The organism is Defluviimonas sp. D31 (assembly GCF_033436765.1).
Classification (GTDB): Bacteria; Pseudomonadota; Alphaproteobacteria; order Rhodobacterales; family Rhodobacteraceae; genus Albidovulum.
Window position 1 is genome coordinate 173,077 of the sequence record NZ_JAWQFN010000003.1, and the last position, 22,523, is coordinate 195,599.

Consider the following 22,523-nt stretch of genomic DNA (forward strand, 5'->3'; position numbering starts at 1 on the left):
GGCGGCTCTTGCGGAACAGCCGATGGGCGATCGGCGGGCTGGCAATTTTGGCGGCCTCGCTGCCGGCGGACGCACTCGACCGGGTGGTCTTTGCCGCACCGGGCGCCGACGAGAGCCTGACCAGCGCACTCCGCGCCGCTTCGCTCGTCCTGCAGGCCGAGCGCGAGAAGCAGGGCGACGCCCAGACGCTTTTCGCTGCCGCCCGCGCCGATTACGGCCGGCTGCTCGGCACACTTTACGCCGAGGGACACTATTCCGGCGTGATCCGGATCGCCGTCGACGGCCAGGAAGCCGCGAAGATCGCGCCGCTCGATGCGCCCGAGGCGATCCGCGAGATCCGCATCACCGTGGAACCCGGCCCGCAGTTTCGCTTTGCCAGGGCACGGATGCGCCCCTATGCCCCCGGCACCAGGCTTCCGCCGGAATACGGCGACGGAAAGCCCGCCCACTCCACCGCCATCGTCGCGGCCGAAGATGCCGGTGTCGAAGGCTGGCGCAACGTCGGTCACGCCAAGGCCGAGGTCGCGGACCAAACCGTCATCGCCGACCACCGCGCCGCGTCGATCGACTCGGAGATCCTGCTTGCCCCCGGCCCGCGCGTCCGCTTCGGCAAGATGGAGGTTTCGGGCTACGAGCGGATGGACCCGCGCCGGATCGAGAAGATTGCCGGCTTCCCGACCGGCGAGGTCTTCGATCCCGCAGAGATGAACACCGTCGCGACCCGGCTGCGACGGACCGGCGTCTTCCGCACCGTCGCCCTGACCGAAGCCGAGACGCTTGGCCCCGGCGACACGCTCGACGCGACGCTCGTGGTCGCCGAGGCGCCTCTGCGCCGTTTCGGCTTTGGCGCCGAAGCCTCCACGAGCGACGGCCTCAATGTCTCGGGCTACTGGTTGCACCGCAATCTCTTCGGCGGCGCTGAGCGGCTGCGCCTCGAAGGCGCGGTTGATCAGATCGGCGGCCAGGACGTCAGCCCCGGCTACAACCTCGGCGTCCGCATCGACCGGCCCGCAACCCCGGTGACAGATGCCACAGCGTTTTTCGAAGCGCGCGCGGAACGCACCGAACTTCTCGACCTCGACGTCGATAGTATCGAGGTGACCTTCGGCCTGACACGGGTGCTGAGCGACCGGTTGAGCGCCGAGGCCGGGCTGTCCTATATCGCCTCGCGCGCGACAGATCCCTTCGGCAACCGGTTCGACTACAGCGCGTTCGCGCTCCCGCTCTCGCTCACCTGGGACGGCCGCGACGAACAGCTCGACCCGCATGAGGGCTACTTTTTCGATGCCGATGTCGCACCGTTCTACGGCCTGGGCAGCACCGGCTCGGGCGCCTATTTCCTTGGCGACGCGCGCACCTATCGCGGGTTCGGCGCCAAGGACCGGGTCGTGCTCGCGGGTCGGGTTCAGCTTGGCACCGTGATCGGCCCCGCGCTCGCCGAGACACCGCCCGGCTACCTCTTCTTCTCCGGAGGCGGCGGCACCGTGCGCGGCCAACCCTACCAGTCGCTCGGCGTGACGGTGCCGACCTCGCCGACCACGACGATCGAGACCGGCGGCCTGAGCTTCATCGGTCTCTCGGGAGAGGTACGCGCCGGCATCACCGAGAAGATCGGTGCGGTGGCTTTTTACGATGCCGGTTTCATCAGCGACGACGGGCTTTTCGGCGGCACCGGCAACTGGCACGCAGGCGCCGGACTCGGCGTGCGTTATGACACGGGCATCGGTCCGATCCGGTTCGATGTCGGCATGCCGGTCTCGGGCGGCACGGGGAATGGGGTCCAGCTTTACGTCGGCATCGGGCAGGCCTTCTGATGCGGCGGCTTCTCCTGACCCTCCTCGTCGCGCTTCTGCCCGTGGCCGCCCCGGCCCAAGAGGAAGAGAGCCCCGAGCGCGACCGCGATTTCCTGACCGGCTTTCTCGAGGACAACCTCTCCGGCCTTGGCCGCACCGTGCGGATCGACGGGTTTGCCGGCGCGCTGTCCTCGCGCGCCACGTTCGAGCAGATGACGATCGCCGATGCCGATGGCGTCTGGCTGACGATCCGTGGCGGCGCGATCGGCTGGAGGCGTGCGGCGCTGCTGCGCGGCCGGGTCGAGATCAGCGAGATGACCGCCGAGGTGATCGAGTTGCCACGCCGGCCCTCGTCGGGCAGGAGCCAGACCGAGGCCTCGGGCTTCGCGCTGCCGGAGCTGCCGGTCAGCGTGTCGATCGGTACGCTTCACGCGGACCGTGTGGTGCTCGGCGAGGCGTTGTTCGGCGCCGCCGCCGAGGTCTCGCTCGACGGGACGATGCAGCTTGAAGGCGGCGAGGGCTCGGCCGAGTTGAGCGTCACCCGGATCGACGGGCGCCAGGGCCGGGTGTCGCTGACCGGCAGCTATGCCAACGAGACCCGCAAGGCGACGCTCGACCTGCTCGTCGCCGAGGCCGCGGACGGGATCGCCGCCAACCTCATCGGGCTTCCGGGCAAGCCCTCGATCGAACTCGCGGTTGCCGGCGACGGCATCATCGACGATTTCCGCACCGACATCACGCTTTCAACCGATGGCGCGCCGCGGCTCAAGGGTCAGGTGGAGCTGCTGTCCGTCGCGATGGAGGACGGCGCGGCCGAGCGTCGGTTCCGGGCGGCACTCGGCGGCGACATCGCGCCGCTGCTCCTGCCGGAATACCAGGACTTCTTCGGCCCCGACGTGACGCTCGAGGCGGAGGGAAGGCGCGCGCCCTCCGGCCAGCTCGACCTGACGCGGCTGGTGATCGGTTCGCGCGGGGTCGATGTCAGTGGCCGGCTGTCGCTCGCGCCCTCGGGTCTGCCGTTGCAGATGGCTCTGACCACGCGGATCGGCCTAGCCGGCGGCGGCGAGGTACTGCTGCCGCTGCCGGGCCAGAAGACCTACCTGCGCGCCGCCGACCTCAGCCTGCGCTACAGCGCGGATCGGGGCGACGGCTGGAAGCTCACCGGCGATCTTCATGGTCTGCGCCGCGCCGATCTGGCCATTGCCGCGGTCTCGCTCGACGGGTCGGGGCGGATCGGCCGGCCCGGTTCGGACGGTGTCGGCGTGACCCGCGTCGGCGGTCATGTCGGGTTCGCGGCCAACGGGATCGAACCCACCGATCCGGCACTCGCCAGTGCCGTCGGACCGGATCTCGCAGGCAAGATCGTGTTTCACTGGCAGGGTGGTGAGCCCCTTTCCATCCCGTCGTTCAACGTCGAGGGGCAGGGCTACGGCGCCAGCGGCGGCTTCAACATCGAGACCACCGACAAGGGCCTCACGCTCGGCGGGCGCGTTACCGCCGAGGTCGCCGACATGGGCCGGTTCTCCGGCCTCGCGGGCCGTCAGCTTGGCGGGGCGGCGAACCTCGAGGTCTCGGGTTCCGCCGGTCTTCTCTCCGGAGTCTTCGACCTCGAGGGCCGGATCGAGGGGCGCGATCTCAGCGCCGGACAGGCCGAACTCGACCGGCTGCTCGAAGGTCTCGCCACGGTCACCGCCTCGGTCAGCCGCGGCAAAGAGGGGATCGAGATCCGCAGCCTCGACCTGTCCGCCGCCACGCTGACCGCCTCGGCCTCGGGGCGACTGGGCACCGAGGCGAGCGATGTGACCGCGACGCTCGATTTCGCCGATCTTGCCGCGCTCGGGGCGAAGTATCGCGGCGCGATGAAGGCGGACGCCCGGCTCGTTGGCGCCGGCAAGCGCCGCCAGATCACGCTCGACGCCTCCGCCACCGGCGTTGGCATCGGCGAGCCGACAGCCGACCGTCTTCTCGCCGGCGCCTCGACGCTCCGCGTGTCGGTCGCCGAGGAGGACGGCCGGATCGAGATTGATACGTTCGCGCTTGAAAATCCGCAGCTCCGTCTGGAGGCGACGGGCAGCATCGAGGGCGACGTCCGGCGAGTCGACATCGGCGCCCGGCTGAACAACATGGCGCTTCTGACACCCGGCTTCCCCGGACCCTTGACCGTCGAAGGCCGTGTCATCGACAGTGCAGAAGGCTACGACGTCGACCTGTCGGGCAATGGTCCGGGTGCCACGTCGGCCGAGATCGCCGGACGTATCGCGCGGGATTTCAGCAGTGCCGATCTCGGCATCCGGGGCGGCGCGCAGTCGGCGATCCTCAACCCGCTCCTCGCGCCCCGCAACATCGACGGGCCGGTCAGCTTCGACCTGCGCCTGAATGGCCCGGTCCGGCTTGAATCGCTCGAAGGCCGGATCGCGCTGTCCGGCGCCCGGCTCGTCGCCCCGACCTTCGGGATCGAGCTGGAAGGGCTCGACGTCGCCGCCGATCTCGCCGGAGGCCAAGCCAACCTCTTGGGCGGCGCCAATGTCCGCGGCGGCGGGCGGATCGAGGTCTCGGGCCCGGTGGTGCTGACGCCGCCGTTCCAGGGCGATCTCGCGCTCCGGCTCGCCGGTGTCCGGCTGCGCGATCCCGATCTCTACGAGACCTTCGTCGATGGAAATGTCTCGATCTCCGGGCCGTACCTCGGCGGCGCCACGATCGCCGGGGTGATCAATCTGGACCGGACCGAGATCCGCATCCCCTCGACCGGTTTCGGTAGCCGCCCCACGCTCACCGGCCTGCGCCACGTCAACGAGCCCGCCGCCGTGCGCGAAACACGGAAGATGGCGGGGCCCGCCGCGGCGCGGCGCGAAGGCGGCCCGGTCTACAATGTCGATCTGACCGTCTCGTCGCCGGGCCGGATCTTCGTGCGCGGCCGCGGGCTCGATGCCGAGATGACGGGCACCCTGCGGCTGACCGGCACCACCGCCGCGATCGTGCCCTCGGGCCGGTTCGACCTCGTCCGCGGCCGACTCGACATCCTCGGGAAGCGTTTCACGATCGACGAGGGGCTGGTGGAGTTGCAGGGCGCGCTGACCCCCTATGTCCGGTTCGCGGCGTCGAGCGAAGCCGACGGCATCACCGCGACGATCCTGATCGAGGGCGAAGCGTCCGAACCGGAGATCCATTTCCTCTCGTCGCCCGAACTGCCGGAAGAGGAGGTCGTGGCACATCTCCTCTTTGGGCGCAGTCTCGACAACCTGTCGCCCTTCCAGGCGGCGCAGCTCGCCTCGGCGATCGCCACTCTGGCAGGGGGTGGCGGCGAAGGCGTGGTGTCGCGGCTGCGCGGCGGGATCGGTCTCGACGATCTCGACGTGACGGCGGCCGAGGATGGCACCGGCGCGCTCCGGGCAGGGAAATACGTTTCCGAGCGGCTATATACCGATGTCGAGATTGGCTCGGGCGGCAAGAGCGAGATCAATCTCAACTTCGAGATCCGGAAAGGACTGAAGGCGCGCGGTTCGGTCGACTCCAAGGGCGATACCGGCATCGGCGTCTTCTGGGAGCGCGACTACTGAAGGCGTTTCAGCCGGTCGTGCTCCTCGTTCACGGCCGCGCCGAGGAGCACGATGAACGCCGAAATGTAGAGCCACATCAGGAGCGCGATGGCCGCGCCGATCGAACCGTAGATCCGGTTGTAGGCGCCGAAATTCTCGAGATAGACCGAGAAGGCCATTGAAGCCGCGGCCCAGAGGATTGCCGCGAGCAACCCGCCCGGCGTGATCCAGGAGTGGGGCGCCTTGTCCATCGTCGGCCCCCAGCGATAGAAGAGCCCAAGCACGATGAGGACGACGAGGAACATTGCCGTCCAGGGCAGGTAGCGCAGAATAAAGCCCTCGACGGTACCGAGTTCGAAGAAATTCAGGATCACCGGCACCATCACAACGGTCGCGAGCGCCGTGAGGAAGACCGCGATCAGGGCAAACGTCATGCCGATCGAGACCAGCCAGCGCGTGAATCCCGGCCGGTGCCGGCGAACATGGATCGCGTTGAGCCCTGAGATCAGCGCCGCCACGCCGTTGTGGATCGAGTAGAAGGCGATCGCGAGCGAAATACCTGTAGTCCAGCCAAGCGTTTTCGGCGTGGCGAGGAGCAAGGAATTGAGTTGCGTCTCGATCAGCTCGTAGGCCGCGGCCGGGATCAGGTGGTTCACCGAGGTGAGGTATTCGCGCATCACCGCCGGGTCGGAGAAGAAGCCCCAGATCGCAATCGTGGCGGCCATGCCGGGGAAGAGCGCGAACATCATGTAGAAGGCGACGCCGGCCGCGATCAGGCCGAGATGGCGATCGTCCATCGCGTTCCAGACCGCAAGCATCAACCGCATGATGTAAACCGTGGTGGTGGCCATCGTCGTTCCCGTTTCGCTTCTGCCCCACGGCATGTTCGCCCGTCTCGCGGCGGCCGGCAATCCCGCAGTCCGGATAGCCGCTTGCGGTAGCTGTATCACCGGCCCGAGGCCTCCGGTATCACTGGCGCAGGGAGGATTCGTCATGCGCCTTGCCATAGTGCTCGCCCTCGTAGCGACGGCCGCCCGTGCAGAGGTGCCGGCGCCGGTGACCGATGCCGACTTCGTGTCCGTGCCGGAAGCGGAATCCCGGCTCGGCCAGCTTCTCTTTTATGACCCGATCCTGTCTGGCAACCGAAACATCTCCTGCGCGACCTGCCATCATCCCCGCTTCGCGACTTCCGACGGGCTCTCGCTCGGCCTCGGCGAGGGCGGGACCGGACTAGGCCCCGACCGCCGCGCCGACCCTTCGAACCTGCCGGAGCAGCGGATCCCTCGGAATGCACCCGCCCTCTTCAACCTCGGCGCGCGCGAGTTCACGGTGCTGTTTCACGACGGTCGGATCGAGGCCGATCCGACGCGTCCGTCGGGATTCAGGACGCCGCTGGAAGAGGAGATGGTGGCGGGTTTCGCCTCGGTGCTTTCTGCTCAGACGATGTTCCCGGTTCTATCGGCCGACGAGATGGCGGGGCACTACCAGGAAAACGACGTCTCGACCGCCGTGCGCGAGGGCCTGATCACCGGTCCGGGCGGCGCCTGGGACATCCTTTCGAAGCGCGTCGCCGCGATTCCCGCCTACGGCGAGATGTTCGCCGCCGCCTATCCGGAAATCGCCGCGGGACGGGAGATCGCCTTCACCGATATCTCCAATGCCATCGCGGGCTTCATCGCCGTCGAATGGCGGTCCGATGGGTCCGCGTTTGACGAGATGCTGCGCGGCGGGGCCCCGCTGCCCGATGATGCGGCTGAGGGCATGGCCCTGTTCTACGGTGACGCCGGATGCTCGGGCTGCCATGCCGGCCCGTTCCAGACCGACCATGGCTTTCACGCGATGGGCGAGCCGCAACTCGGCCCGGGCAAGGCCGAACGGTTCGAGCGCCATTCCCGCGATACCGGCCGGATGCGGGTGACGAACCGTTCCGAAGACGCCTATGCGTTCCGCACGCCGTCCCTGCGCAACGTCACCGCGACCGGACCCTGGGGTCATGCCGGGGCGTGGTCGGACCTTGCGGCCTTCCTCGCCCATCACGCCGGTCCCGCCAAGGGGCTCGGTGACTACGACCGCAGGCAGGCGGTCCTGCCCGCTCTCGACGGCACGAAGCCCGACTGGGCCGTGCTCGACGCGCCGGGCGAGGTGGCGGCGATCGAGGCGGCGGCAACGCCGGGTCGGCCGATTTCGTCCGACGAGTTCGCTGCGATCCTCGCCTTTCTCGACACCCTCGGTGACCCCGCCGCGATCAGAGGCCGGCTTGGCGTGCCGGAGACGGTTCCAAGCGGTTTGCCGGTGGAGCGTTAAGGGTCGAGCTTAAGCCCGGGTCCGTCGGGCGCGACCCGGGTGACCCGGTCGAGAGGGATCGAAGTCCACTCCGACCGGGTCCCGTTTGGCCAGAAGATGCGAAGCTCCGCAGTGGTCGCGTCGCCGAGCCCGAAATGCACCGGCCCGGCCTGTCCACCGGCGTGACCGCCGCCGACCGTCACCTCGCGCGCCTGTACCCCGTCACCGGTCCGGACCTCCAGCCACGCACCGACCGCCCGGGTGTTTTGGGCAAGAACAGGCTCTATTCCGGCCCAATGGCCGGTGTTTACCGTGACGTTCTGCCAGATCTCCATCGGCGCGCGGCGGTTGACGACGACGATGTCGAGCCGGCCGTCGCCATCGAGATCGGCAAGAGCCGCGCCGCGCGAGCGGTCTGTCGTGGCGATCCCCGCCGCCTCCGCAGCTTCGGTGAATTGTCCGTCCGGCCCCTGCATCAGGAGGTTGTTCGGATCGTTGATCGCATTCGACGGCATCTGGTCGACATTACCCTTGGCGATGAAGAGATCCGCGCGCCCGTCGTTGTCGATATCGCCGAACTCGGCATGCCAGCCGGTCGAGGGCCTGCCGTCGTCGCCGAGAAACGGGACATGGGCATAGGTGCCGATCTCATAGGGCGCGTCGGTGAACCCCTTGCCGGTGTTGATCTGCAGGAGCTGATCGCCCATCGAGGTCAGCATCACTTCCGGCAGCCCGTCGCCAGTCACGTCGCCGCTGGCGATCCCCATGCCCCAGAGCGAGACCTTCGGCCAATCCTCCTGCCGTTCGGACAAAGGGTTCAGCCGGAACATCTGCTCGTAGCCGCCGCGCACATAATAGTGGCGGTCGTTGGAGATCCTCAGTTCGGGCACACCGATCCGCCGCCAGTCGCTGATCAGCATCGACAGCGCGCAAAAGCCGGGAGCGATCACCTCGGGCGGGCCGTAGTGACGGCCTTCAGGCCGGTAGAGGTCGGATGTATCGCAGGCCCCGAACGGCCCCTCGGGATTGGCCCGGTCCACATAATGGCCGAAGGCGAGGGTCGGCAGATCCTGCCCCGGCTCCCAGGTCGCGGAGAACGCGGTGGTCCAGGCATCGCGCGGCGCAAGGCCCCAGTCGGCGGTCACATCGGTAAAGCGGCAATCCGGCGCGCCGCGCAGAAGCTGGTCGGGCCCGACCCGCAGCACGGCGAGGTCGAGCCAGCCGTCGCCGTCGATATCGAGCGGATAGGCGCCGGTCACTCCGGTCATGTCCGTCAGCGCGCCCTTGGAGAAGGTGATCGGTTGACCGGGGCCAGGCGTGGTGTTGATGAAGAGGCTGACCGAGTTTTCCCCGCCTGCGGCGAAGAGATCGGGCCGTGCGTCTGCGTTGCAATCGAAGACCGCGACCCCGCCGCCGACGAAATGTTCCCAGCCACCATCATAGACATGCGGAGCGGGCAGGCCCGAAGCCCGGTCGACGAAAAGAGGCTCTGCGACTGCCGGAAAGGCGATCATCAGCGCGGGCAGCAGCGCCCTCATTGCGCAGCGATCTCGCGGCCCGGCGCGAGCAGCCCCTCGGTGACCGCCGAGAGCGCGAGCGCCGCCGCGCCATGCGCCCAGAGGAGATCGCCCCAGGCATGGATCTCGATCTTCGGGACGGGACGGCCGGTGTTGAGCGCCAGCGCCTGGATCTCGGCCAGCGTCTCGTTGGCATAGAGGTAGTCGTAGCGCATCCGCTCGCCCGACAGGATGATCAACTCGGGATCGAAGAGGTTGACGACATTGGCGAGCCCGAGCGCGAGAAACCGCCCGGCGCGATGGAAGATCGACCGGGCCGCAGCGTTACCCGCCTTGGCATGGTCATAGAGGCTTTCGAGCAGCATGTTGATCGACTGCGTCTCGCGGCTGGTCCAGTTCAGCGCGGTCGTCGCCTCGCGTGCAAGCGCGTAGTCGGCGACATAGGCCTCGAGGCACCCGCGCTGGCCGCAGCGGCAGAGCGCGCCGTCGAGTTGCACCTTTGTATGGCCAAGCTCCATACCGAGCCCGCGCGCACCGCGATAGATCCGGTGGTTGAGCACGAAGCCCATGCCGACGCCATGCTCGATCGTCACCACCGCGAAATCCGACAGCCGCCGCCCGGCGCCGAACCAGAGCTCGGCGAGAGTCACGAGATTGGCGTCGTTGTCGACCCGGACCGGCAGGCCGAGCCGCGCCTCGACCGCGCGGGCGAGCGGCACATGCCGCGCGACAAGGATCGGCGACCAATGCGCCACCCCGTCTGCGGCGTCGACGAAGCCCGGTACGCCAAGGCCGACCGCGCTCAGGGCATCACGGGCGATCTCGGCTTTGGCGCAAATCCGCGAGAGCAGATCGTCGATCGTATCGACGAGCACGGGTAATTCCATCACTTGCGACTGCCGCGGCATCGCGAGGTCGGCGATGAGGTTGCCGGCGAAGTCGACGATCACGGCGGTGCTTTCGCGGTCCGCGAGCTTGATCCCCGCCACGAGATGCGCCGCCGCCCGCACACCGAGCGCCACCGCCGGACGGCCGCGGCCGGATTCGCCGTCCCGCGCGGCCTGGATCTCCTCGACCAGTCCCATTTCGATCAGCTCGGAAGTGAGCGTCGTTACCGTCGCCGGGCTGATCGCCAGCTCCTTGGCGACCTGCACGCGGGGGATCGAGCCCGCGGCGCGCACCCGTTCGAAGATCTGCTGGCGCAGCGGCCGCGAGGATTCCGACAGCGCCGGAATATGCGGGCCGCAGCCGAGCGAATCAGGCCCCATGCGCTGGCTGTTCCGAGTGTCGCCTTCGGTCATTAATTAGTGCGCCTAACTAAAAATAGCCAAACCAGCGGAGCTTCGGCCAGATTCATGGCAATTTTGCGGCTGGATTGGCAGCTTTGTTTCACATACTCACCCTGTCGGAGTTGTTTTAATTTGACAAGCGAATTTATTAGCGGCAGCCTTGAGGAAGTTCGGCGCAACCGCCGATCCGGGCGTGAGGCCCGTCCAAGGGAGGAAAAAATGACGAAAACCTTTCTCGCGGCCGTCGTCCTGACGGCCGGCTTTGCCACATCCGGCTGGGCACAGACCGTCGGTGTCAGCTGGTCGAACTTCCAGGAAGAGCGCTGGAAGACCGACGAGGCGGCGATGAAGGCCGCGCTCGAGGCGGCCGGCGCCACCTACGTCTCGGCCGACGCGCAATCGTCCTCGGCCAAGCAGCTTTCGGATATCGAGGCGCTGATCGCCCAAGGGGTCGACGCGCTGATCATCCTCGGCCAGGACACCCAGGCCGTGGTGCCCGCGGTTCAGGCCGCCGCAGACGAGGGCATCCCGGTCGTCGCATATGATCGGCTGATCGAGGATCCGCGCGCCTTCTACCTGACCTTCGACAATATAGAGGTCGGCCGGATGCAGGCGCGCGCGGTCTTCGATAAGATGCCGAAGGGCCGCTACGTGATGATCAAGGGCTCGCCCACCGATCCCAATGCCGACTTCCTCAGGGGCGGCCAGCAGGAAGTGCTGCAGGCGGCGATCGACAGCGGCGACATCACCATCGTCGGCGAGGCCTATACCGATGGCTGGCTGCCGGCGAACGCCCAGAAGAACATGGAGCAGATCCTCACCGAGACTTCGAACGGAGTCGATGCGGTCGTCGCCTCGAACGACGGCACGGCGGGCGGCGTCGTGTCGGCGCTGACCGCGCAGGGTATGGCCGGAATCCCGGTCTCGGGCCAGGACGGCGATCATGCGGCGCTGAACCGGGTCGCGGCCGGGACCCAGACCGTGTCTGTCTGGAAAGACGCGCGCGAACTTGGCAAGGCGGCGGGCGAGATCGCCGTCGCGCTCGCCGGTGGCACCGCGATGGAGGCGATCCCGAATGCGGTTAAGTTCACCACGCCTGGCGGCAACGAGATGAATGCCGTCTTCCTCGCGCCGATCCCGGTGACGCAGGAGAATCTTTCGGTCGTGGTCGATGCCGGATGGATCAGCAAGGACGCGCTTTGCCAGGGCGTGAGCGCCGGCCCGGCGCCCTGCAACTGATCGCTTGATGCGAAGGCGCGCTCCGGCCCGAGGGCCGGGGCCCGCCCCCTCGGGCCCATCTTCAGAAGGAACGGAAATGTCCGACGTGGCCAAGCACGCCCCCCATGAGATTCGCCAGCGCAGCCTTCTCGAAACGCTGGAGATCGACACACGACTTCTCGGCATGATCGGCGCCTTCGTGGTGATCTGCCTCGGCTTCCAGGGCTGGACCGGGTTCCGGCTGCAGCCAGAGTTCACGGCGAACCCGGTCGCCTGGCTCTCGGACGGCGCCTTCCTGTCGGCGCGCAACATCTTCAACCTGACGATCCAGACCGTCTCGGTCGCGATCATGGCAACCGGCATGGTCTTCGTCATCGTCACCCGCCACATCGACCTTTCGGTCGGCGCGCTTCTCGCGCTCTGTTCGGCGGTGATGGGGCTGATGCAGGTCTGGCTGGTGCCAACGGTGATGGGACTCGGCTTCGGCCATCCGATGGTGGCGCCGATGGCGATGGTCGCGGGGCTCGCCACAGGCACGCTGGTCGGCGCCTTCAATGGCTGGCTGATCGGCTACCAGCGCATCCCGGCCTTCATCGTGACGCTCGGCGGCCTTCTCATCTGGCGCAATGTCGGCTGGTACATGACCTCCGGCCAGACGCTCGGGCCGCTCGACAAGAACTTCCTGCTGTTCGGCGGCTCCGAGGGCACGCTCGGCGCGACCGCCTCCTGGATCGTCGCCGGCATCGCCGCGGCGCTCGCGATCTGGGCGCAGTTCCAGGGCCGCAAGGCCAAGCTCGCGCACGACTTCCGCGTCAAGCCGATCTGGGCCGAGGTGATGATGTCGGCGATCTATGCCGGCGCGATCTTCGGCTTCGTCGCGATCCTGAATTCCTACGAGGTCCCGGCCGGCCGTCTGCGCCGCATCTTCGCGGCCCGTGGCGAGACCATGCCGGAAGGCTACAGCGAGGTCTTCGGCCTGCCGATCTCAGTCCTGATCCTGATCGTGCTCGCCATCGCGATGACCATGATCGCGCGCCGCACCCGGTTCGGGCGCTACATCTTCGCAACCGGCGGCAATCCCGACGCGGCGGAGCTTTCGGGCATCAACACCCGACTCCTGACGGTCAAGGTCTTCGCGCTGATGGGCTTTCTCTGCGCGCTCTCGGCCATCGTCGCGCAGGCCCGACTGCAGAACCACACCAACGACATCGGCACGCTCGACGAGCTGCGCGTCATCGCCGCGGCGGTGATCGGCGGTACCGCACTTTCGGGCGGGATAGGCACGATCTACGGCGCCATTCTGGGTGCGCTGATCATGCAGTCGCTGCAATCGGGCATGGCGATGGTGGGCGTCGACTCGCCGTTCCAGAACATCGTCGTCGGCCTTGTCCTCGTCATCGCCGTCTGGATCGACATCCAGTACCGCAAGCGCACGGGAGCCCTGAAATGAGCGAAACTCGCGGAACCCCCCTTGTCGAGCTGCGCGACATCTCGATCGCCTTCGGCGGCATCAAGGCCGTGGATCACGTCACGGTCGATCTCCATCCCGGTGAGGTCGTCGGCCTCCTTGGCCACAACGGTGCCGGCAAGTCGACGCTGATCAAATGCCTCTCCGGCGCCTACCAGGCGGATTCGGGCGAGATCTTCATCAACGGCCAGAAGGCCACCATCCAGAATCCGCGCGACGCCCGCGGCTACAACATCGAGACGATCTACCAGACGCTCGCGCTCGCCGACAATCTCGACGCCGCCTCGAACCTCTTCCTCGGACGCGAACTGGTGACGCCGATGGGCTTCGTCGACGAGGCGCGGATGGAGGCCGAGACGCGCAAGATCATGGCCCGGCTCAACCCGAACTTCCGCAAGTTCAATGTGCCGGTCTCGGCGCTGTCTGGTGGTCAACGCCAGTCGGTCGCGATCGCCCGCGCGGTCTATTTCAACGCCCGCATCCTGATCATGGACGAGCCGACGGCGGCACTCGGCCCGCACGAGACGCAGATGGTCGCCGAACTGATCGAGGAACTGAAGCGCCAGGGGCTCGGCATCTTCCTGATCGAGCACGACATCCACAACGTGATGAAGCTCTGCGACCGGGCAAGCGTGATGAAGAACGGTCAGCTCGTCGGCACGGTGAACGTGGACGAGGTCACCGACGACGACATCCTCGGCATGATCATCCTCGGCAAGAAGCCCGAAAAGGCCGCGTGATGTTCCTCGGGCTCGATCTCGGGACGTCGGGCCTGAAAGGCGTTCTGATTGACGCCGACCAGCGCATAGTGGCTGAAGCGACGGCGCCGCTTACGGTTTCGCGACCGCGCGACGGCTGGTCCGAGCAATCGCCCGCCGACTGGATCGCCGCTGCCGAAGCGGTGCTGCGTGCGCTGCCCGAGGCGGCGCGCGCGGCTGTCGACGGGATCGGGCTCTCCGGGCAGATGCACGGAGCGGTGCTTCTCGACCGGGCCGACAATGTGCTGAGACCCTGCATCCTCTGGAACGATACGCGGGCTCATCGCGAGGCGGCCGAACTTGACGCCGACCCGGCGTTCCGGCGGATCAGCGGCAATATCGTCTTTCCCGGCTTCACCGCGCCCAAGCTTCTTTGGCTCCGCCGCAACGAGCCGGCGCTTTTCGCGCAGGTGGCGCGGGTGCTCCTACCCAAGGACTACCTCAGGCTCTGGCTGACCGGTGAGCGTGTCGCCGAAATGTCCGACGCATCGGGCACGAGCTGGCTCGACACCGGGGCGCGCGACTGGTCGGAGGCGCTTCTGGCCGCGACCGGGCTTGACCGCACCGCGATGCCGCGGCTGGTCGAGGGCGCCGCGGCATCCGGCCGGCTCCGGCCCGAACTCGCGGGTCGGTTCGGGCTGAGGCCCGGCGCGGTTGTCGCCGGGGGGGCGGGCGACAATGCGGCGGCGGCGGTCGGGCTCGGCGTCGTTAAGGCCGGGCTGGGTTTCGTGTCGCTCGGCACATCGGGCGTGCTTTTCGCGGCGAACGACCGGTACCGGCCCGACGCCGCGACGGCGGTCCATACCTTCTGCCACGCGCTTCCCGGCAAGTGGCACCAGATGGGGGTGATCCTTGCCGCCACCGATGCCTTGAACTGGTTCGCGCGGCTCGCCGGCAGCGAACCGGCCGCTTTGGCCGAGGCGCTCGGCCCGCTGAAGGCGCCCGGCAAGACGCGGTTCCTGCCCTATCTCGGCGGCGAGCGCACGCCCTTGAACGACGCCGCGATCCGTGGCGCCTTCGTCGGCCTCGACCACGCCACCGACCGCGACGCCGCGACACGCGCGGTACTCGAAGGCGTGACCTTCGCGATCCGCGACTGCCGCGACGCGGTGGCCGCAACCGGAACGAGGATCGACCGGCTTCTCGCGACCGGCGGCGGCGCGAAGTCGGACTACTGGCTTTCGGCGCTGGCCACGGCGCTTGGCACGCCGATCGCCCGGCCCGCGGCGGGGGACTACGGCGCCGCCTTCGGGGCGGCGCGGCTCGCACTCATGGCCGTGACCGGCGCCGGAGCCGAGGCCGCATCGCCGCCCGCCATTTCCCGGACCTTCGAACCCGTCGCGACGCTCATGGACGCCTTCGACGCGGGCCATGCCCGCTACCGCGCCGCGGCAACAGCAATCAGGGGGCTGACATGACCGATTTCTTCAATGGCATCCCGAAGATCCGCTTCGAGGGGCCCGACAGCACCAATGACTTCGCCTATCGCCATTACGATCCGGACGCGGTGGTTTTCGGCAAGCGGCTCGAGGATCAGCTGCGCTTCGCGGTCGCCTGGTGGCACAGCTTCGCCTGGCCCGGCGGCGATCCCTTCGGGGGTGCGACCTTCGAGCGGGCCTGGTTCGGCGACACGATTGGCCACGCGAAGCTCAAGGCGGATGTGGCTTTCGAGATGTTCGACCTGCTCAGCGTACCGTTCTTCTGCTTCCACGATGCCGACGTTCGGCCCGAGGGCGCGAGCTTTGCCGAGAGCCTGCGCAATCTGGACGAGATCGTCGATTACATTGGGCAAAAAATGTCGGACCAGGGCACGCGACTTCTCTGGGGAACCGCGAACCTCTTTTCGCATCGCCGATTCATGGCCGGCGCCGCGACCAACCCGGACCCCGAGGTTTTCGCCTTCGCTGCCGCGACGGTAAAGTCCTGCATGGATGCAACCCACCGCCTCGGTGGTGAGAACTATGTCCTCTGGGGCGGGCGCGAGGGCTACGAGACGCTTCTGAACACCGACCTGACGCGCGAGGCCGAACAGGCCGGCCGGTTCCTGCAGATGGTCGTCGACTACAAGCACAGGATCGGTTTCAAGGGCACGATCCTCGTGGAGCCGAAACCGCAGGAGCCATCAAAGCATCAGTACGACTACGACGTGGCGACGGTCTACGGCTTCCTCAAGCGGTTCGGGCTCGAGGGCGAGGTCAAGGTCAACATCGAGCAGGGCCACGCGGTCCTGGCCGGACATTCCTTCGAGCACGAGATCGCGCTTGCCGCCTCGCTCGGCCTCTTCGGCTCGATCGACATGAACCGCAACGATTACCAGTCGGGCTGGGACACCGACCAGTTCCCCGACTCCGCTCCTGAAATGGCCCGCGCCTATTACGAGATCTTGCGGGCGGGCGGATTCACCACCGGCGGCACGAATTTCGACGCGAAACTGCGGCGCCAGTCGCTCGACCCGGAGGACCTTATCCTCGCCCATGTCGGCGCAATGGATGTCTGCGCCCGCGCCTTCAAGGCGGCGGCGGCGCTTTTCGAGGATGGCGCACTCGAAGCGGCGCGGTCGGCCCGCTATGCCGGCTGGGACGACCCCGCGAACCGGACCATGCTGCAAGGCGCGACGCTCGAGCAGATTTCGGACCGGGTCGTTGGAGAGGGGATCGACCCGAAACCGCGCTCTGGACGGCAGGAGCGGCTGGAAAACCTCTGGAACCGATTCGTCTGACCTGCGCGGTGGCATTCGGTCACTTAAAGGCCCCGACGGAAGGCATGCCCTCCGGCGCTTTCAGCGGCTTTGGTGGGATGTTGTCTTAAACTATTGATAAAAAACAATAAATATCGAATTTAAAGCATGCTCCGGTAGCTCCCGGCAGGGCCGGCATTGCGTGGTTCACACGCGATTAAGCTTAACGAATCCGTAAGAATTCAGCCCTTAGTTTTGCGGCATGTCCGGGCGATGGGCTCCGGAACTGTTCGCGAGGGAGTTACCAGTATGGCCGCCCCGTATTTCGAGTTTCAGAGCGCAGCTCCCTCAAAAAGAAATCCGGACTTTTATTCCGCCGTCGGAAAGCGCGCGCTGGATGTGGTGCTGGTGATACTCGCGCTGCCGATCGTGCTTCCGGTCGTTGCGCTGGCCCTGTGCCTCACGGCTTTGTCCGGCGGACGTCCGCTTTATGCGCAGACGCGGATCGGCCGCGATGGCGCGCCGTTCCGCTGCTGGAAGGTCCGGACCATGATCCCGGACGCCGAGGCCGAACTGGCGCGGATCCTTCGCTCCAGTCCCGACCTTGCCGCGGAATGGGGCCGCAATCAGAAACTGGCCCGAGACCCCCGCATTACCCGGCTCGGCGCAGTGCTTCGCCGGACCAGCCTCGACGAACTGCCGCAGCTGTGGAACGTGCTCACCGGCTCGATGAGCCTTGTCGGCCCGCGGCCGTTCCTGCCCGAGCAGCGGGCGCTCTACCTCGATGGCCGTCAGGACGCGGCCTATTACCGGATGCGGCCGGGGATCACCGGTTTTTGGCAGATCGGCTGCCGCAATCGCGGTTCGTTTGCGGAGCGCGCGGGTTACGATACCGCCTATGGTCATGCCCTCGGCCTCGGCACCGATCTCGCGGTGCTGGTCCAGACCCTGGGTGTCGTGCTGCGCGCGACGGGCGCCTAGCCGAACCGCTTCCAGATCGCGGTCGCGCCCAGCCCCTCGACAAAGACGCGATGCGCCTCGGCCTCTTCGGCGGTAAGCCGTGGCGCAAGCGGCGCGGGTCGCGCGGTCGGGCGCCAGGTTCCGGCGGCAGCGACGCCGGACGTGGCGGCCGCGGCCGTCAGGCCGAAATCCGGCTGCCGCCCGCCGATCAGCTCCAGATAGACCTCGGCCAGAAGCTCGCTGTCGAGCAGTGCGCCGTGCTTTTCGCGCGACGAGTTGTCGATGCCGAAGCGGCGGCAGAGCGCGTCGAGCGAGGCGGGCGATCCGGGGAACTTGCGCCGCGCCATCGCGACCGTGTCGAGAGCGCGGTCCATCGGCAGGAGCGGCAGGCTGGCCCAGCCAAGCTCGGCGTTGAGAAACTTCATGTCGAAGGCGGCATTGTGGATCACGAGCCGCGAATCCGTTCCGACGAAATCCAGGAACGCCCCGGCGATCTCGGCGAAGCGCGGCTTGTCGCGCAGGAAGTCGTCGCCAAGGCCATGAACCTCGAAGGCCGTAGCCGGCATCGCGCGTTCGGGATTGATGTACTGGTGATAGTTGCGCCCGGTCGGGACGTGGTTGAAAAGCTCTACCGCGCCGATTTCGACGATGCGGTCGCCTTCGGCGGGCTCAAAGCCGGTGGTTTCGGTGTCGAGTACGATCTCACGCATGGCTTTCCCGGAGTTCTGCGATCAGGTTTCGCACGGCGGCACGCGTCTGATCAAGGCTGCGGGTTTCGATGACATGGGTCGCGCGGGCGCGTTTCTCAGCATCCGGCATCTGTCGCGCGAGGATCGTCGCAAGCTGGGCCTCGGTCATTCCGGGCCGGGCGAGGACGCGCGCGCGCTGGATCTCGGCCGGTGCGGTGACGACGAGTGTGGCGTCGAGCCAGGTCTCGGCGCCTGTCTCGAAGAGGAGCGGAATATCGAGCACGACGAGCCTCGCACTCCCGGCGGCGGCGATGAAGGCGGCGCGATCGGCGGCGACGAGCGGGTGCACCGCGGCTTCGATCCGCGCAAGCGCGTTAGGTTCGGTGGCGATCCAGGCCTTAAGCCGGGTGCGGTCGACCACGCCATCGACGACGGCTTCGGGGCAAATCGCGGTGATCGCCGGCACGGCCGCGCCGCCTTTCGCATAGAGTCGGTGCACAGCGGCGTCGGCGTCCCAGACCGGCACGCCCTCGGCCGCGAACATCGCGGCCGTGGTGGACTTGCCCATGCCGATCGACCCGGTCAGACCCAGCAGGAAGGGCCGCGTCATGAGGCCAGAACCACGTCCCTCGTCGCCTGATCGACTTCGGGACGGGCGCCGAACCAGCGCTCAAACGCCGGCGCGGCCTGGTGCAGAAGCATGCCGAGTCCGTCCACTGTCACGCAGCCGATGGCCTCGGCCTCTTCGAGAAGCCGCGTGCGCAGTGGCGTATAGACAAGATCGGTCACCACGGCGGATTTCGAAAGTGCGTCGAGCGGCACGCGGAAGTCGGGCTTGCCCACCATTCCGAGCGAAGAGGTGTTCACGACGGTGGCGGCGCCATCCATCATGGAGCCGGCATGGACCCAGTCATGGACGATGACCTTGGCGCCGAACTCTTGCCTGAGCGCCTCGGCCCTTGCGCGGGTGCGGTTGGCGAGGCGGATCTCCGGCACGCCGACCTCGATCAGAGAGGCGATGACCGCGCGGGCGGCACCGCCCGCGCCGATAACGGCGGCGGGTCCCGATTGCGGCGCCCAGTTCGGCGCATTCTGTCTCAGATTGGCAATGAAGCCGTAACCGTCAGTATTGTCTGCGTGAATCCGTCCGTCCTTGCGGAAGATCAGCGTGTTCGCCGCGCCGATCAGCGCGGCACGATCCGTCACGACATCGGCGAGCGCGAGCACCGTTTCCTTGTGCGGGATCGTGACGTTGACGCCGACGAAACCCGCCTTCGGCAGCATTGCGATCACCTCGCGCAAATCGGACTGCGCCACATCCATCGGGATGTAAAAGCCACGAATGCCATAGGTCTTCAGCCAGTGGCCGTGAAGCTGCGGCGACCTCGAATGCGCGATCGGCGAACCGATGACGCCGGCGAGCGGAATTCGGGGATGATCGGTCATGTGGCGATGTCGCCCCGAATGCCGAGCCAGGTCAAGAGTTCGATGAGCGGCAGACCGAGAACGGTGAAATAGTCGCCCTCTATGCGGGAAAAAAGCCGCACTCCTTCCTCCTCGAGCTTGTAGCATCCGACGCTGTGACGAATGCTGTCCCAGTTCCGAGCAAGATAGGCGTCGAGGTAGGTATCGGAGATGTCGCGCATCGTCAGGCGCACGGTACCGACATGGCGCCAGAGCGGACGGCCGGCCTGGCAGACGACAGCCGCGGAATAAAGGCGGTGGGTCCGCCCCGCGAGCGCGCGGAGGTGGCGGCGCGCTTCGTCGATATCGCAGGGCTTGGCGAAAACCTGTCCTTCGCAGTCGAGGATCTGGTCGCAGCCGATCACCAGGGCCGCCGGATCCTTCTCGGAGATCTTGCGCGCCTTCATCTCGGCCAGTGCGTCGGCGAGATCCCGGCCGCCAGCGCCGTCGGCCTCGAGCGCAGCGCGGATCGCGTCCTCGTCGATACGGGCGGGGCGGATGTCCGGTGCGAGACCAGCGGCGGCAAGCAATCCGGCACGGATCTTCGAGCCGGAGGCGAGGACGATTTTCGGGCGGCCGGTTTCGGGCATTGGGGATCGTTCTGTGGACAAGACGAGACGCAGGGCAGGGATCAAACCGGGGATAAACCGGGTTCCGGCCGTTGCTCGCGTAATCCGCGCGGTTCTGTCAAGCGCAAAGACGGATTATCCACCTGTGTGCCGCGCTTACCCCAGTCTGGGGAAAACCTCTCCGCTGAGGCGCTTCGGCCGAAAAAAGTTATCCCCAGGTCGGTGCGCGTGCAGTTCAGTCTAATATTTTGAAATTAAATGATAATAAACTTCAAACTCTTGATGATGCACGAGTTATGCACCGCTATTTCCTCAGGGTTATCGGGTTGTGGAAGTTCGATGTATTCGGAGTGTAATCCCCGTCATCCACAGGCCCTAGATCTACTACATCTCTTTTCTTTCTATATTCATTGTTTAGGAAGAAACGCGAGCGGATTTGAGGGAGCGAACCTGTGACGGACCTTCTGGTGTCGGTCTATCCATGGACCAAGGCGTTGCACGTGATCTCTGTGATCGCCTGGATGGCGGGGTTGTTCTATCTGCCAAGGCTCTTCGTCTATCATGTCGAATCCGTTGAAACCGGGAGCGAAACCGACCGCCTGTTTCAGGTAATGGAGCGCAAGCTTCTGAGGCTGATCATGAACCCGGCGATGACCGCGACCTGGGTGTTCGGGCTGTGCCTTGTGTTCACGCCGGGAATTGTCGACTGGAGCGCGATGTGGCCCTGGGCAAAGGCTGGAGCGGTGATCGCGATGACCTGGTTCCACCACTGGCTGGGTTACCGGCGCAAGGATTTCGCGGCCAGTCGAAACACCCGGACCGGTCGGCGCTACCGGCTGATGAATGAAGTTCCGACGGTGCTTTTGGTCATCATCGTTATCTCGGTCATCGTCCGATTCTGAGTGGCGATTGACTCCGGGGCCTATGCGCGTGTAAGGATCGGCCAAGCCTCGCCGTCCGGCGAATGGCATTTCCCCTGATGACTCTTCGCACCGCCCCGATGGCCGTGCCTGACACGATCGGTTTCCCAATGACCCAAGAGCGATTGAACCTTGCCGAGCTGAAGGCAAAAAGCCCGGCTGATCTGCTAGCTATGGCGGAGGAACTTGAGGTCGAAAATGCCTCGACGATGCGCAAGGGCGAGATGATGTTCTCGATCCTGAAGGAGCACGCCGAGGAAGGCTGGGAGATCGGCGGAGATGGCGTCCTGGAAGTGCTGCAGGACGGTTTCGGCTTCCTGCGTTCGCCCGAGGCGAACTATCTGCCGGGTCCGGACGACATCTATGTCAGCCCGGACATGCTGCGCCAGTACTCGCTTCGGACCGGTGACACCGTCGAGGGAGTAATCCGTGCGCCGGGCGAGAACGAGCGCTATTTCGCGCTGACCAAGGTCACGTCGATCAATTTCGAGAACCCGGAAAAGGCGCGCCACAAGGTCGCGTTCGACAACCTGACGCCGCTCTATCCGGATGAACGGCTCAAGATGGAAATCGAGGATCCGACGATCAAGGATCGGTCCGCGCGGATCATCGACCTCGTGGCGCCGATCGGGAAGGGGCAGCGCGCGCTGATCGTGGCACCGCCGCGGACCGGCAAGACCGTTCTGCTTCAGAACATCGCGCATTCGATCGAGACCAACCACCCGGAATGCTATCTCATCGTGCTTCTGATCGACGAACGTCCGGAAGAAGTGACCGACATGCAGCGCAGCGTGAAGGGCGAGGTGATCTCCTCGACCTTCGACGAGCCGGCGACGCGCCATGTCGCGGTGAGCGACATGGTGATCGAGAAGGCGAAGCGGCTTGTCGAACACAAGCGCGACGTGGTGATCCTGCTCGACTCGATCACCCGTCTTGGGCGGGCATTCAACACCGTTGTGCCGTCGTCGGGCAAGGTGCTGACCGGCGGTGTGGACGCGAATGCGCTGCAGCGTCCGAAGCGGTTCTTCGGCGCCGCGCGGAACATCGAGGAGGGCGGCTCGCTCACGATCATCGCGACCGCGCTGATCGATACCGGGAGCCGGATGGACGAGGTTATCTTCGAAGAATTCAAGGGTACCGGCAACTCGGAGATCGTGCTCGACCGCAAGGTTGCAGACAAGCGGGTCTACCCGGCGATGGATATTCTCAAGTCCGGAACCCGGAAGGAGGATCTTCTGGTCGACAAGAACGATCTTCAGAAGACCTATGTTCTGCGCCGTATCCTCAACCCGATGGGCACGACGGATGCGATCGAGTTCCTGATTTCCAAGCTCAAGCAGACAAAGACGAACTCGGAGTTCTTCGACTCGATGAACGCCTGA

The 22,523-nt window shown here is 66.4% G+C and carries 18 protein-coding genes; 11 read left to right on the forward strand and 7 right to left on the reverse strand.

Annotated features, from left to right (window positions below):
* Positions 1 to 8: 8 nt before the first annotated feature.
* Together R5H32_RS07275 and R5H32_RS07280 are read left to right on the forward strand one after the other, a co-directional pair.
* Positions 9 to 1,814: an autotransporter assembly complex family protein gene (locus R5H32_RS07275; protein WP_318338026.1), complete on the forward strand. Its 1,806-nt coding sequence runs from the start codon at positions 9 to 11 to the stop codon at positions 1,812 to 1,814.
* A complete protein-coding gene (locus R5H32_RS07280; RefSeq protein WP_318338027.1) occupies positions 1,814 to 5,350 on the forward strand; it encodes a translocation/assembly module TamB domain-containing protein in 3,537 nt (1,178 codons plus the stop codon). Before R5H32_RS07275 ends, R5H32_RS07280 begins: the two co-directional genes overlap by 1 nt.
* Here R5H32_RS07280 and R5H32_RS07285 read toward each other — a convergent pair.
* Positions 5,344 to 6,180, reverse strand: a complete 837-nt coding sequence (locus R5H32_RS07285; protein ID WP_318338028.1) for a YihY/virulence factor BrkB family protein — start codon at positions 6,178 to 6,180, stop codon at positions 5,344 to 5,346. The two genes, R5H32_RS07280 and R5H32_RS07285, sit on opposite strands and share 7 nt — an antisense overlap.
* A 142-nt stretch (positions 6,181 to 6,322) precedes the next feature.
* Here R5H32_RS07285 and R5H32_RS07290 point away from each other — a divergent pair, with 142 nt between their 5' ends.
* Positions 6,323 to 7,633, forward strand: a complete 1,311-nt coding sequence (locus R5H32_RS07290; RefSeq protein ID WP_318338029.1) for a cytochrome-c peroxidase — start codon at positions 6,323 to 6,325, stop codon at positions 7,631 to 7,633.
* Here the strand turns inward: R5H32_RS07290 and R5H32_RS07295 are convergent.
* Together R5H32_RS07295 and R5H32_RS07300 are read right to left on the reverse strand one after the other, a co-directional pair.
* Positions 7,630 to 9,150, reverse strand: a complete 1,521-nt coding sequence (locus tag R5H32_RS07295; RefSeq protein WP_318338030.1) for a CRTAC1 family protein — start codon at positions 9,148 to 9,150, stop codon at positions 7,630 to 7,632. The two genes, R5H32_RS07290 and R5H32_RS07295, sit on opposite strands and share 4 nt — an antisense overlap.
* Complete coding sequence (locus tag R5H32_RS07300; protein WP_318338031.1) at positions 9,147 to 10,430, reverse strand: ROK family transcriptional regulator; 1,284 nt, start codon at positions 10,428 to 10,430, stop codon at positions 9,147 to 9,149. The genes R5H32_RS07295 and R5H32_RS07300 overlap by 4 nt, the downstream gene beginning before the upstream one ends.
* 207 nt (positions 10,431 to 10,637) lie before the next feature.
* Between R5H32_RS07300 and xylF the strand changes: the two genes are divergently transcribed.
* The 6 genes from xylF to R5H32_RS07330 all read left to right on the forward strand — a co-directional run bounded on the left by xylF (position 10,638) and on the right by R5H32_RS07330 (position 17,520).
* Complete coding sequence (gene xylF / locus R5H32_RS07305) at positions 10,638 to 11,657, forward strand: D-xylose ABC transporter substrate-binding protein (RefSeq protein ID WP_318338032.1); 1,020 nt, start codon at positions 10,638 to 10,640, stop codon at positions 11,655 to 11,657.
* A 76-nt stretch (positions 11,658 to 11,733) separates the two neighbouring features.
* Positions 11,734 to 13,086, forward strand: a complete 1,353-nt coding sequence (locus tag R5H32_RS07310; protein WP_318338033.1) for a sugar ABC transporter permease — start codon at positions 11,734 to 11,736, stop codon at positions 13,084 to 13,086.
* Positions 13,083 to 13,844: an ATP-binding cassette domain-containing protein gene (locus R5H32_RS07315; protein WP_318338034.1), complete on the forward strand. Its 762-nt coding sequence runs from the start codon at positions 13,083 to 13,085 to the stop codon at positions 13,842 to 13,844. Before R5H32_RS07310 ends, R5H32_RS07315 begins: the two co-directional genes overlap by 4 nt.
* Positions 13,844 to 15,280 (forward strand): xylulokinase, encoded by a 1,437-nt coding sequence (gene xylB, locus R5H32_RS07320; RefSeq protein ID WP_318338035.1) that lies wholly within the window; start codon positions 13,844 to 13,846, stop codon positions 15,278 to 15,280. Before R5H32_RS07315 ends, xylB begins: the two co-directional genes overlap by 1 nt.
* Positions 15,277 to 16,581, forward strand: coding sequence for a xylose isomerase (gene xylA, locus R5H32_RS07325; RefSeq protein ID WP_318338036.1), 1,305 nt, complete (start codon positions 15,277 to 15,279; stop codon positions 16,579 to 16,581). Before xylB ends, xylA begins: the two co-directional genes overlap by 4 nt.
* A 267-nt stretch (positions 16,582 to 16,848) precedes the next feature.
* Positions 16,849 to 17,520: a sugar transferase gene (locus R5H32_RS07330; RefSeq protein ID WP_318338037.1), complete on the forward strand. Its 672-nt coding sequence runs from the start codon at positions 16,849 to 16,851 to the stop codon at positions 17,518 to 17,520.
* On the opposite strand, the gene dnaQ is transcribed toward R5H32_RS07330, so the two are convergent.
* From dnaQ to R5H32_RS07350, 4 genes are read right to left on the reverse strand one after another with little or no spacing between them, the layout of a single operon-like run.
* Entirely contained in the window at positions 17,517 to 18,209 is a 693-nt protein-coding gene (gene dnaQ, locus R5H32_RS07335; RefSeq protein WP_318338038.1) for a DNA polymerase III subunit epsilon, read from the reverse strand. The genes R5H32_RS07330 and dnaQ overlap by 4 nt on opposite strands.
* Entirely contained in the window at positions 18,202 to 18,798 is a 597-nt protein-coding gene (gene coaE, locus R5H32_RS07340; protein ID WP_318338039.1) for a dephospho-CoA kinase, read from the reverse strand. Before coaE ends, dnaQ begins: the two co-directional genes overlap by 8 nt.
* Complete coding sequence (locus R5H32_RS07345; protein WP_318338040.1) at positions 18,795 to 19,634, reverse strand: shikimate dehydrogenase; 840 nt, start codon at positions 19,632 to 19,634, stop codon at positions 18,795 to 18,797. The genes coaE and R5H32_RS07345 overlap by 4 nt, the downstream gene beginning before the upstream one ends.
* Complete coding sequence (locus R5H32_RS07350) at positions 19,631 to 20,242, reverse strand: Maf family protein (protein ID WP_318338041.1); 612 nt, start codon at positions 20,240 to 20,242, stop codon at positions 19,631 to 19,633. Before R5H32_RS07350 ends, R5H32_RS07345 begins: the two co-directional genes overlap by 4 nt.
* Before the next feature lie 431 nt (positions 20,243 to 20,673).
* Here R5H32_RS07350 and hemJ point away from each other — a divergent pair, with 431 nt between their 5' ends.
* Complete coding sequence (gene hemJ / locus R5H32_RS07355; protein WP_318338042.1) at positions 20,674 to 21,123, forward strand: protoporphyrinogen oxidase HemJ; 450 nt, start codon at positions 20,674 to 20,676, stop codon at positions 21,121 to 21,123.
* Between the two features lie 128 nt (positions 21,124 to 21,251).
* The gene (gene rho / locus R5H32_RS07360; RefSeq protein ID WP_318338245.1) at positions 21,252 to 22,523 is read left to right on the forward strand and encodes a transcription termination factor Rho; all 1,272 of its coding nucleotides are present in this window, start codon (positions 21,252 to 21,254) and stop codon (positions 22,521 to 22,523) included.

Coding starts and splice junctions, on each gene's coding strand:
- R5H32_RS07280 (WP_318338027.1), top strand. CDS start 1,814: ATGCGGCGGCTTCTCCTGACCCTCCTCGTCGCGCTTCTGCCCGTGGCC.
- R5H32_RS07285 (WP_318338028.1), bottom strand. CDS start 6,180: ATGGCCACCACCACGGTTTACATCATGCGGTTGATGCTTGCGGTCTGG.
- R5H32_RS07290 (WP_318338029.1), top strand. CDS start 6,323: ATGCGCCTTGCCATAGTGCTCGCCCTCGTAGCGACGGCCGCCCGTGCA.
- R5H32_RS07295 (WP_318338030.1), bottom strand. CDS start 9,150: ATGAGGGCGCTGCTGCCCGCGCTGATGATCGCCTTTCCGGCAGTCGCA.
- R5H32_RS07300 (WP_318338031.1), bottom strand. CDS start 10,430: ATGACCGAAGGCGACACTCGGAACAGCCAGCGCATGGGGCCTGATTCG.
- xylF (WP_318338032.1), top strand. CDS start 10,638: ATGACGAAAACCTTTCTCGCGGCCGTCGTCCTGACGGCCGGCTTTGCC.
- R5H32_RS07310 (WP_318338033.1), top strand. CDS start 11,734: ATGTCCGACGTGGCCAAGCACGCCCCCCATGAGATTCGCCAGCGCAGC.
- R5H32_RS07315 (WP_318338034.1), top strand. CDS start 13,083: ATGAGCGAAACTCGCGGAACCCCCCTTGTCGAGCTGCGCGACATCTCG.
- xylB (WP_318338035.1), top strand. CDS start 13,844: ATGTTCCTCGGGCTCGATCTCGGGACGTCGGGCCTGAAAGGCGTTCTG.
- xylA (WP_318338036.1), top strand. CDS start 15,277: ATGACCGATTTCTTCAATGGCATCCCGAAGATCCGCTTCGAGGGGCCC.
- R5H32_RS07330 (WP_318338037.1), top strand. CDS start 16,849: ATGGCCGCCCCGTATTTCGAGTTTCAGAGCGCAGCTCCCTCAAAAAGA.
- dnaQ (WP_318338038.1), bottom strand. CDS start 18,209: ATGCGTGAGATCGTACTCGACACCGAAACCACCGGCTTTGAGCCCGCC.
- coaE (WP_318338039.1), bottom strand. CDS start 18,798: ATGACGCGGCCCTTCCTGCTGGGTCTGACCGGGTCGATCGGCATGGGC.
- R5H32_RS07345 (WP_318338040.1), bottom strand. CDS start 19,634: ATGACCGATCATCCCCGAATTCCGCTCGCCGGCGTCATCGGTTCGCCG.
- R5H32_RS07350 (WP_318338041.1), bottom strand. CDS start 20,242: ATGCCCGAAACCGGCCGCCCGAAAATCGTCCTCGCCTCCGGCTCGAAG.
- rho (WP_318338245.1), top strand. CDS start 21,252: ATGACCCAAGAGCGATTGAACCTTGCCGAGCTGAAGGCAAAAAGCCCG.